Source organism: Isoalcanivorax indicus (genome assembly GCF_003259185.1).
GTDB lineage: Bacteria > Pseudomonadota > Gammaproteobacteria > Pseudomonadales > Alcanivoracaceae > Isoalcanivorax > Isoalcanivorax indicus.
Genome location: NZ_QGMP01000009.1, coordinates 1 through 525, shown reverse-complemented (window position 1 = coordinate 525; position 525 = coordinate 1). Strand labels below are relative to the sequence as shown.

General features: G+C 53.3%; 1 protein-coding gene. It reads left to right on the top strand.

Annotation, left to right across the window (positions count from 1 at the left end; all coding sequences use genetic code 11):
- Nucleotides 1-34: 34 nt before the first annotated feature.
- On the top strand, nt 35-525 hold a 491-nt coding region (locus tag DKW65_RS15705), incomplete at its 3' end, for an IS3 family transposase (RefSeq protein ID WP_111658380.1).

Genomic DNA, 525 nt, shown 5'->3' with positions numbered 1-525 from the left:
GTCCGCATGCGGCCCAGAACTTCAGCAAAGACAAATGGTGAAGTACGCTTTCATCGAATCGCTTCGAGGTCAGCACGCTGTCCAGAAGATGTGCCGCTGGGCTGGCGTCAGCCGATCAGGCTATTACAAATGGCGATCCCGGTCGCCCAGTGCCCGGGAGCTGCGGAGCCTGGAAGCTGAGCGCTCACTCGTCGCATTGTTTAACCGTTTCAAGGCGCGCTATGGGTCGCCGAGGATGACGGTAGAGCTCAATGAAAGCGGCATTTCCATCAGTGAGAATATAGTGGCAAAATTGATGGAAAAACAAGGCCTTAAGGCGAGGAACGGAAAAGGGTACAAGTACTTCCCTGACGTCCTGGCGAGGAATCACGTCAGCGGTAATCTGCTTGGCAGGAATTTTACCGCCAGTCGTCCTGATGAGAAGTGGGTTTCAGATATCACCTACATTAAGGTCGAAAAAGGATTCGTGTACCTGGCCGTGATCATGGATCTCTTCTCACGCAAGATCATCGGCTGGTCGCTCGA